We start from the raw sequence: 8,498 nt of genomic DNA, 5'->3' as shown, positions 1-8,498 counted from the left end.
CGCCCGCGGCGCCGGGCGGCGTGAGGGCGTCCGCGCGCAGTTCGGTGACGCCGCCGGAGGCGTCGGCCGAGTGCAGCCGCAGCACGCCGTCCTCGCGGCGCGCCGCCTCGACGCGGCAGGTGTGCGGGAGCGCGAGCGGCATCACCAGGCCGTCGTTGTAGTCGGTGTGCTCGCCGATCAGATTGACCCGGCCCGGGGCCTCCCACACGCCCTCGGGCGCCGCCCCGTACACCGCACGGAAGCCCTCCGTCATACGGCGCCGGCCCCGGACCCCGGCGCGCTGCGCCCCGAGGGCCGCTGCGCGAAGTCCCAGGCGTCCTGGACGATTTCGGCCAGATCCGTACGGGAGGGGCGCCAGCCCAGCTCGCGTACGGCACGCTGCGCGGAGGCCACGAGCTGCGCCGGGTCGCCCTCGCGGCGGGGGGCGGCCGTCTCGGGCACGGGGTGCCCGGTGACCTTGCGCACGGTCTCGACGACCTCCCGTACGGAGAAGCCGTTGCCGTTGCCGAGGTTGCAGACGAGGTGGGTGCCGGACGGCACCCGGCCGCCGTCCTCGCTCATCGCGGCCATGGCCAGCAGATGGGCGTCAGCGAGGTCGGCGACGTGGATGTAGTCGCGTACGCAGGTGCCGTCGGGCGTCGGATAGTCCTCGCCGTAGACGGAGATCGCCTCGCGGCGGCCCTGGGCGACCTGGAGCACGAGCGGGATCAGATGCGACTCGGGGTCGTGCCGCTCGCCGTGACTCCCGTACGCGCCCGCGACGTTGAAGTAGCGCAGCGAGACGGCGGCGAGGCCGTGGGCGCGGCACTCGGCGCCGATCATGTGGTCGACGGCGAGCTTGGAGGCGCCGTAGGGGTTCGTCGGGGCCTCGGGGGCGTCCTCGCGGATGGGCACCACGGGCGGTTCGCCGTAGGTGGCGGCCGTGGAGGAGAAGACGAGGCGGCGTACGCCCGACTCCCGCATGGCGTCGAGCAGTTCCATGCTGCCGCCGACGTTGTTGCGCCAGTACTTGCCGGGGTCCTGCACGGACTCGCCGACCTGGGAGTACGCCGCGAAGTGCAGTACGCCGTCGTAGGCGGGGTCCAGTACGCGGGCGGCGTCCTGCACCCGGCCCTCGACGAACGCGGCGCCCTCGGGGACGGCCGCGCGGAAGCCCGTGGAGAGGTCGTCGAGCACGGTGACGGTGTGCCCGGCCTCCAGCAGATGCGCGGCGACGACGCTGCCGACGTATCCCGCACCGCCTGTGACCAGGTACTTACCGCTCTGTCGTGCCGGGGAGGTCCCCTGTGTGCTGCCGTTCACTCGCTACCTCTCGCAGTCGCTCGGCCGCGCGCTCCGGCGGCACATCGTTGATGAACACGTTCATCCCGGATTCGGAACCCGCGAGGAACTTCAGTTTGCCGGAAGTCCGTCGGATGGTGAAAAGCTCAAGGTGGAGGGCGAAGTCCTCGCGGGCCGTCGACTCCGCGGCACCGGGTTCCGCGCCGTACGGCCGCCGTCCGCGGGCGGGCAGCGTGAAGGGCGCCTGGTGCCAGGCGGCTATGTACGGGGTGGGCGGCTCGTCGGGGCCGAAGACGCGGTCGAAGCGGCGCAGCACCTCCAGATAGAGCGCCGGGAAGTCGGCGCGGGCCTCCTCGCTCAGCGCGGGCAGGTCCGGCACCCGCTGCCGGGGGTAGAGGTGCACCTCGTACGGCCAGTGCGCGGCGTGCGGGACGAAGGCGACCCAGTGGCGGCTCTCGCCCACGATGCGGCGGCCGTCGGCCAGTTCGGCCGCGAGCACGTCGTCGAAGAGGTTGCGTCCGCCGGTACGGGAGGCGTGGCGGGCGAGGGAGTCGAGGACGCGCGCGGTGCGGGGCGTGGTGAAGGGATAGGCGTAGATCTGGCCGTGCGGGTGCTGGAGCGTGACGCCGATCTCCTCGCCGCGGTTCTCGAAGCAGAAGACCTGCTCGACGCCGGGGAACCGGGACAGCTCGGCGGTGCGGTCCGTCCATACGTCGAGGACCAGCCGGGCGTGCTCGGCGGTGAGGGACGCGAAGGACGCCTCGTGGTCGGAGGTGAAGCAGACGACCTCGCAGCGGCCGGCGCCGGGCTTGCGGGCCAGCAGACCGTACGGGCCGTCGGCGGCCTCGGGTCCGGGGCCGCCGGTGAAGGACGGGAAGCGGTTCTCGAACACGGCGACGTCGTAGTCGGGTTCGGGGATCTCGCTGAGGTACGTGCCGCGGGTCGGGCAGAGCGGGCAGGCGTCGGCGGGCGGATGGTAGGTGCGCTCCTGGCGGTGCGCGGTGACGGCCGTCCACTCCGCGAGCAGCGGGTCGTAGCGGATCTCGGAGGCGGTGGCGGTGGTGCCGAGGGGGCGCTTGTCGACGGCGTCGCGGACCGCGTCGTCGCGCAGGTCGTAGTAGACGATCTCGCGGCCGTCGGCCAGCCTGGCCGAGGTCTTCTTCAACGGTTCGCTCCTCGCCCGATCCGACCCGCGCCCATAGTCAACATAATCGCACACGAGAAATCAGAGCCCAACAGGCCCGCGCGGAGCGGGAGTCGGGGGAGTCGGGGCCTCGGAGAGGATTCCGGTCGACGGGTTCCGGTCGGTACCGGTGCATACCGTACATACGGGGTGTGCGGGTGTACGGGACGGTGGTGCGGGGCGCTGGTACGGAGCGTTGGCGGTGACGGTGACGGCGGCTCGGGCCCGGTCAGTCCTCGCGTACCGAGCCCGGCTCCGGCGCCCTCTCCAGCAGTCCCGTACGGGCCGCGAGCGCCGCCGCCTCCAGCCGGGACCCGACGCCGAGCTTCATCAGCACCCGCTGCACATGCGTACGGGCGGTGCTCGGCGCTATACGCATGCCCGTCGCGATCAGCCGGGTGTCCTCGCCCTCGGCGACCCGTACCAGCACCTCCACCTCGCGGGGCGTGAGGAGTTGGAGGAGGCGGGCGCCCTCGTCGTCGGGCTCGGGAGCCGGGTTGAGAAGTTCCGCGAAGGACTCCCGCAGCAGTTGCGGCGCCACCGCCGCGTCCCCCGCCCGCGCCTTCATCATGGCGCGCTCGACGCCCTCGATGCGCTCGTCGTGCCGTACGTAACCGGAGGCGCCCGCGGCGAACGCCGAGGCCACACCGCGCGGACTGGGCACCGGGCCCAGCACCACCACCGCTATCTGCGGCTTCTCCCGCTTGATCCGCACCACGGGGTCGAAGACGCCTGCCTCGGCGGGCATCGCCGTACCCAGCAGACACACTTCGGGCGCCCTGCTCAGCACCAGTTCCGCGGCGCCCGCGCTGGGGGCGGCGGCAGCCAGTACCCGGTGGCCGCGCAGTTTCAGCGCAGAGGCCAACGCTTCGGCGAGCAGTCTGTGTTCGTCCACCACCATGAGCCGGACGCTCATCCGCAACAACCCCTGCCGCCGCTCCCTGCGGGCGCCCCGGCAGGGCCCCTGGGTCCGGCGCCCCGGGGGCGCACGGGAGCAGCCCCTGTGCCCCCGGAAGCTACACGTTCGCCCGCCGTTCCGGGCCACTTCGGGGGGAGAAGTGGGGTGAACGGCGGACGAACGGTGATCAGCCTCCCTCTGGGCCTCCGGCCCCGACGAGGGGCACGGCTGCGGCGTGGGGAGAAGGGGTCGGGCCCCTACGCTCGGGTCATTGCGCTCCGGTCACTGCGAACCGAATCCGATGGCGAGGTACTTGCCGTAACTGCCGCTGCTGCGCTTGGAGATCAGCGTCTGGTGGATGAAGAACCGGCCGTTCTGGTAGATCGGCGGCTCGCGCAGCGTGATGCCGCCGAGGTTGTTCTCCACCTCCGCGGTGTCGTCGGGGTGGCGCATGTACAGCTCCTGCTTGCCCTGCGCGGCCGGGTCGACGGCGACGATCTGGCCGCCCGAGTCGTACGTCGGCTTCTTGTACGCGATGAGCTTGTCGCCCTGCATGCGCACCGGGACGATGGTGCGCCGCTCGCCCGCGTCCGACTTCCACTTGGGGCTGCCGGTGTTGACGTCGAAGGCGATGATCTCGTTCGTGGACGAGGAGTCGCCCTGGTGCCGCTGGGAGGGCATATAGATGTAGTTCTTGTCGACGACCACGGACGTGCAGGACTCGACGCCCGTGCTGCATCCCGGGTCGTACTTGCGGTCGCCCAGGGAGATCTTCGTCTTCAGCTTCTCGTCGTCGCCGACGATCATGAGGTCGGTCGTGGTGCTCGTCCCCGCGCTGACGGCCAGCACCATGGGATCGCTGTGGACGACGCGGGCGCTCTGCACGCCCTTGGGCACGTCGAACTCCCAAGTGGGCTTGCCCGTCTTGGTGTCGAGCTTCTGCACCTTGAGCTTCGGCTCGCTGTAGCTGCCGCACTGCACGACCGCCACCAGGTCCTTGCCGCCCGCGAAGCCCTCGTCCTCGCAGTCGGTGCCGCCCTCGGTCTTCCACAGCGGGGAGCCGCCGGACATCTTGTACGCGACGGAGCCGCCGATCCACTTGGCCGCGACGACGTTCTGGCTGACGGTCATCTCCATGCCCAGCGTGGTGGCGCGGTCGCTGTTGGGCATCTTCTCCTGCCAGACCTTCTCGCCCTTGTTCAGGTCGATGACGGCCATCTGATTGCACTGCGCACGCGAGGACTTGGTCTCGGAGGTGACCACCGCCGTCCTGCCGTCGGACGTGGCGTGCCGCGAGGCGGCGCACACCTGGCCGTCGAGCTTGACCTCCCAGGCCTTCTTCCCGCTGGCGGCGTCCATGCCGATGATGCCGTTGAGGGTGCTCTTGGCGAATATCCGGTCCGTGGCCCAGGCGCCGGAGACGCTCGCGGTCTCCTCGTCCGTGAGCTTCGGCGAGCGGATCTTGAACAGTTCCTTGCCCTCGGTGCTCGCCGGCTTGCCGCCGACCTCCTTCGTACCGGTGTTGCCGCCGTCGCCGCCGGCCTCGTCGCCCTTGTCCTTCTGGTTCGTCACCAGGAAGAAGCCGACGGTGACCACGGCCAGGACGACGACGACCGCCGCCGCGACGATGGCGATCACCTTGCCGTTGCCGCCGCCCGAGCCGGGGGTGCCCGGACCGCCGGGTCCGTAGGGGCCGCCGCCCGGTGCCGTCGGATACATCGCCGGGTTCTGACCGTAGGGCTGGCCGGGCTGCTGGGCGTTGCCGTAGCCGTACGGGCCGCCCTGCGGGGGCTGTTGGGGGAATCCGTAGCCACCGCCGCCGGCGGGGGGCTGCTGCGGGTAGCCGTAGCCGCCACCGGCGGCCGGGGGCTGCGGCGGTGCGCCGAACCCTCCCGGCGGGGGCTGCTGGGGATAGCCGTACCCGCCGCCCGGAGGCGGACCGGGAGGCGGCGGCGGAGCGCCGAAGCCGCCCGACGGGGGCTGCTGCGAAGGCGGTTGGGGCGGCTGCGCGGGAGGCTGCGGCGTCCCGTCCTGCGGCGAGGACGCCCCGGCGGCCTGCGACGTGTCCTCGGGCTGATCCTTCTGGAGCCCGGGGCCCTGCGGCGACTCGGGCTTGTCCGGACCGGGCGAATCCCCTCTCGGGGGCTGGCCGGGCGGCGGAGGCGACTGCGACATGAGCGGTTCCCTCGTTGACGATCAGACCGGACGCCCGCCCTCAAACCCCCGAAGGGCGGAGCGAATCGGACATCTGGCCCACCTTCGGCTGGCTTGTACGTGGATGTCTTTCTATCACCGGACACCGCGAACCGGCGGTCCGGTTCCAGGCGGGAGATGACGGAAGAGACTCGGTCGGGACCGAGCCGTTGCGGGGCCGTTAGCGACCCCCGGGTAACGCCCGCCGGGACGGCCTCCCGGCGTCACCCCGGCCGCCGCACCGCTCCGCAGGGATCCCGTACGGCTTCCCCGGCGCCTCCGTGAGGTGTCCCCGTACGCGGTCGTACGCGGTGAAGACGCGGCCCGGCGGCGGCCGTTGCCCGCCCTGCGGTCACTCCCCCTCGGCCAGCTCCAGCCAGCGCGACTCCAACTCCTCGCGCTCCGCGTCCAGTTCGCGCAGCTCGGTGTCGAGGCCCGCGACGCGCTCGAAGTCCGTCGCATGCTCGGCGAGGGCCTCGTGCAGCTCCGACTGCTTCTCCGCGATGCGGTCCAGACGGCGCTCGATGCGCTGCATCTCCTTCTGCCCGGCCCGTGCGACGGCCGCCGGCTTCCGCGCGGGTTGTGTACCCGGCGTACCCGACGTCCCCGGCGTACCCGACGTACCGGCGGACCCGGACGGCTTGGCCGACTTGGCCGCCGCGGCCCCCGAAGTGCGCTGCGCCGCAGGCGAGTTCGCGCCGCCCTGCGCCGACTCCCGCTGCCGCGCCCGCCGTTCGAGGTACTCGTCGATGCCGCGCGGCAGCATCCGCAGCGTGGCGTCGCCCAGCAGCGCGTACACCTGGTCCGTCGTGCGCTCGACGAAGAACCGGTCGTGGGAGATGACGACGAGCGAGCCGGGCCAGCCGTCGAGCAGGTCCTCAAGCTGGGTCAGGGTCTCGATGTCCAGGTCGTTGGTCGGCTCGTCCAGGAAGAGGACGTTGGGCTCGTCCATCAGCAGCCGCAGGATTTGCAGCCTGCGGCGCTCGCCGCCGGAGAGGTCGCCGACGGGCGTCCACTGCTTCTCCTTCACGAAGCCGAAGCGCTCGCAGAGCTGCGAGGCGGTCATCTCCCGCCCCTTGCCGAGGTCGACGCGTGAGCGCACCGCCTCCACGGCCTCCAACACCCGTGTCGCCGGGTCGAGTTCGGCGACCTCCTGGGAGAGATACGCCAGCTTCACCGTGCGGCCGACCTTCACCCGGCCGCCCGTGACCAGCTCCGACTGCTCCTCGCCGCCGCTGCGCGCGGCCGTGGCGAGGGCCTTCAGCAGCGACGTCTTGCCGGAGCCGTTGACGCCGACGAGGCCGACGCGGTCGCCGGGTCCGAGCTGCCATGTCTGGTGCTTCAGCAGCACCTTGGGCCCGGCCTGTACGGAGACGTCCTCCAGGTCGAACACCGTCTTTCCCAGGCGGGAGTTGGCGAACCGCATCAGCTCCGCGTCGTCGCGCGGCGGCGGCTCGTCCGCGATGAGCGCGTTGGCGGCCTCGACGCGGAAGCGGGGCTTACTGGTACGGGCCGGGGCGCCGCGGCGCAGCCACGCCAGCTCCTTGCGCATCAGGTTCTTCCGCTTGGCCTCCTCCTGCGCGGCGATGCGCTCGCGCTCGGCACGGGCGAAGACGTAGTCCGAGTAGCCGCCCTCGTACTCGTGCACCGATCCGCGCTGCACGTCCCACATCCGCGTGCACACCTGGTCGAGGAACCAGCGGTCGTGGGTCACGCAGACGAGCGCGGAGCGGCGGGCGCGCAGATGCTGTGCCAGCCAGGCGATGCCCTCGACGTCCAGATGGTTGGTCGGCTCGTCGAGGACGATCAAGTCCTGCTCGGAGATGAGGAGTTGCGCGAGGGCGATGCGGCGCCGCTCGCCGCCGGAGAGCGGACCGATCACGGTGTCCAGGCCCTGCGGGAAGCCGGGCAGGTCCAGCCCGCCGAACAGCCCGGTCAGCACGTCGCGGATGCGGGCGACGCCCGCCCACTCGTGGTCGGCCATGTCGCCGACGACCTCGTGCCGTACGGTCGCGGCCGGGTCGAGCGAGTCGTGCTGGGTGAGCACGCCCAGGCGCAGTCCGCCGGAGTGTGTGACGCGTCCGTCGTCGGCGGGCTCCAGCTTGGACAGCAGCCGGATGAGGGTGGTCTTGCCGTCCCCGTTCCGCCCGACGACGCCGACGCGGTCGCCCTCGCTCACACCGAGCGAGACGCCGTCGAGCAGCGCCCGGGTGCCGTAGACCTTGCCCACGGCTTCCAGATTGACGAGGTTGACGGCCATCTCACTCCTGTCGGCACTGTCCTGGAGGTTCTTCAAGCGTCCCCGGCGCGGGCCGGGGGAGGATCAGCCCTCCAGGGTACGCAGGTGCCGGCGGGGCTCATGACGCCGCTGGGCGGAGTCCGCCGCGGGGGATCCGGCGGCTGGTACGGCGGGTACGGGACGTACGTCGGATACGGCGCGTACGGGACGGAGCGCGGGGGCACCTGGACGGGCGCCGGTGCTCAACCCCCGTGCAGCATCAGGGCGATGCCCCCGACCATCAGGGCCGAGGCGGCCACGCGCGGGGTGCCGAAGCGTTCCTTGAAGAACAGCGCGCCGATGGCCGCGCCCGCGATGATCGACGACTCCCGCAGGGCGGCGACGGGCGCGAGGGGCGCACGGGTCTGCGCCCACAGCACGAGTCCGTAGGCCGCGAGGGAGAGCGCGCCGGCCGTCAGGCCGCGTATCCACAGCGGACGGAGCTGGGCCAGCAGCGCACCCCGCCGGGTCGCGACGGCGTACGCGGGGATGACGAAGCTCTGCAGCAGCATCAGCCAGGCCACATAGCCGAGCGCGGAGCCCGCGGCGCGCACGCCGGCACCGTCGACGACGGTGTACGAGGCGATGGCCAGGCCGGTGGCGACGGCGGCGACGAGGGCGGGACGCCGCGAGGCGGCGGCCGACCGCCCGACGGGGGACGCGGA

7 protein-coding genes are annotated in these 8,498 nt (G+C 72.2%); all 7 read right to left on the bottom strand.

The window, feature by feature from the left end; all coding sequences use genetic code 11:
• Positions 1-313: galactokinase family protein (locus AN218_RS32515; protein ID WP_420856045.1), on the bottom strand; the 313-nt coding region annotated here is incomplete at its 3' end.
• Entirely contained in the window at positions 250-1,302 is a 1,053-nt protein-coding gene (gene galE / locus AN218_RS32510) for a UDP-glucose 4-epimerase GalE (protein WP_070020618.1), read from the bottom strand. The genes AN218_RS32515 and galE, both read right to left, overlap by 64 nt.
• Entirely contained in the window at positions 1,256-2,446 is a 1,191-nt protein-coding gene (gene galT, locus AN218_RS32505) for a galactose-1-phosphate uridylyltransferase (protein WP_070020617.1), read from the bottom strand. Before galT ends, galE begins: the two co-directional genes overlap by 47 nt.
• A gap of 247 nt (positions 2,447-2,693) precedes the next feature.
• A complete protein-coding gene (locus tag AN218_RS32500) occupies positions 2,694-3,380 on the bottom strand; it encodes a response regulator transcription factor (RefSeq protein ID WP_070020616.1) in 687 nt (228 codons plus the stop codon).
• Positions 3,381-3,644: 264 nt separating this feature from the next.
• Complete coding sequence (locus tag AN218_RS32495) at positions 3,645-5,537, bottom strand: outer membrane protein assembly factor BamB family protein (protein ID WP_070020615.1); 1,893 nt, start codon at positions 5,535-5,537, stop codon at positions 3,645-3,647.
• Positions 5,538-5,907: 370 nt separating this feature from the next.
• Positions 5,908-7,815 carry an ABC-F family ATP-binding cassette domain-containing protein gene (locus tag AN218_RS32490; RefSeq protein WP_070020614.1) on the bottom strand — a complete coding sequence of 636 codons (1,908 nt, stop codon included), beginning with the start codon at positions 7,813-7,815 and terminating at the stop codon, positions 5,908-5,910.
• A 221-nt stretch (positions 7,816-8,036) separates the two neighbouring features.
• Positions 8,037-8,498, bottom strand: a 462-nt coding sequence (locus AN218_RS32485; RefSeq protein ID WP_171908878.1) for an EamA family transporter, incomplete at its 5' end; no start/stop codon positions are given.

Source organism: Streptomyces nanshensis, assembly GCF_001751255.1.
Lineage (GTDB): Bacteria > Actinomycetota > Actinomycetes > Streptomycetales > Streptomycetaceae > Streptomyces > Streptomyces nanshensis_A.
Note: the sequence above shows the minus strand (reverse complement) of the source record. Positions and strands in the feature narration are given on the sequence as shown.